Annotated in this window: 1 protein-coding gene; it reads left to right on the top strand. The window is 56.2% G+C overall.

Annotation, left to right across the window (positions count from 1 at the left end; genetic code table 11):
- The coding region (locus ACE4YL_RS15095) for a phage portal protein (RefSeq protein ID WP_461369780.1) at positions 1 to 1,613 on the top strand (1,613 nt) is incomplete at both ends.

Raw genomic sequence — 1,613 nt, 5'->3', positions numbered from 1 at the left:
CAAGTGAGCGAAACCACGGCGATACAAGTTACCGCCGTCTTTGCCTGCATCCGGCTGCTGGGCCAGGTCCTTGCTTCCCTGCCGCTTCACACCTACCGGCGCACCGCAAACGGGAAGGAAAAGGCACAGGACCTGCCGCTTTATTTTGTGCTCCACACCCTTTGGAATGCGGAATGCACATCTTACACCGGCCGGCTGATCATGATGGTCAATCTGCTTTTAACCGGGAACGCTTATGCGGAGATCGTGAGAAATAAGGCTGGCGACGTTATCGAGCTATGGCCGATCCCGTCCGACCGGGTAATGCCGCGGCGGAACCAGAAAGCGCATGAGGTATTTTACGAAGTTTACACCATGGACGGCCAGACCCGCTTTCTTTACCGCGAACAGATGCTCCACATTCAGTGGGTGGGCGCCGGGAACTTCGACACATTTAAACCGATCGTCCTGGCCCGCGAGGCTATTGGCCTTTCCCTTGCCGCCGAGGAGTTCGGCAGCCGGTTCTTCTCCTCCGGGGCGAACGCTTCCGGCATTGCTGAATATCCCGGCAAATTAAGCGATGAAGCATACGAACGATTCAGGAAGACATTCAGCGAAAAATACGCAGGCCTATCCAAAGGCCACCGCGTCATGTTTTTGGAGCAAGGCTTAAAATTCACCAAACTGACCATCAACCCGAACGAAGCACAGGCCCTCGAAACCAGGCGCTACCAGACTGAAGAGATCGCTCGGTTCTACGGCGTGCCGCTTCACCTGATCCAGGAGCACTCGAAGAGCACATCCTGGGGAACCGGCATTGAAGAAATGAATATCGGGTTTATTATCTTCTCCCTCAGGCCCTACCTGGTTTGCTGGGAGCAGGAATTCACCCGGTCCATCTTCGTCAAGGACGAGCGCCGGGTTTACTACTCTGAATTCAGCGTTGAGGGACTACTCCGCGGCGACAGCAAAGCCCGGGCAGAATTCTACCAGACCATGTTCAACATCGGCGTCTATTCACAGAATGATATCCGGGCGAAGGAAAACGACAACCCCTTTGAGGGCGGAGACAAGCACTATGTCCCGCTCAACATGGTGGCGATTGAGGACGGCAGCCCCGAGCCCAGACCCGGCAACGACCGGCAGAAACAAGAAGAGCGGGCGAAGAAAAAGACCAACTATGCAACCCTGAAGCTCAAGACGGCCAACCGCTACCTGAGGCTTTTTAAAGATGCCGCCGAGCGCGTGGTCAAGCGCGAGAAAAGTCAGGTCCTAGACAAGGCCCGGAAAGCCCTTACTGAGCGCACTCAGCATGAATTCATCGCCTGGCTTGAAGAATACTACCGCGGCGCTCCCGAGTGGATGAAGAGGGCGCTCAGGCCGGCACTTCTTACCTATACCGAAACCATTCAGGCCCTGGCCGCGGAGGAAGTGAACGCTGTAGCCGGAATGACTCCGGAGCTTGAGAAATGGATGGACGGCTACCTCGACAACTGGGCCCGCGACTACACCAGATCGAGCCTGAACCAGATCCTTGACGTGATAAAGAGAGCTAACGAAGAAGGGCAGGAAGTTCTGGCCGAGGTTGAAACCCGCCTGGACGAATGGGAAGAGCGGCGCCCCGACAAGGTGGC

It is taken from the genome of Candidatus Darwinibacter acetoxidans, from assembly GCF_041936445.1.
Classification (GTDB): domain Bacteria; phylum Bacillota; class Limnochordia; order Darwinibacteriales; family Darwinibacteriaceae; genus DTU010.
Note: the sequence above shows the minus strand (reverse complement) of the source record. Positions and strands in the feature narration are given on the sequence as shown.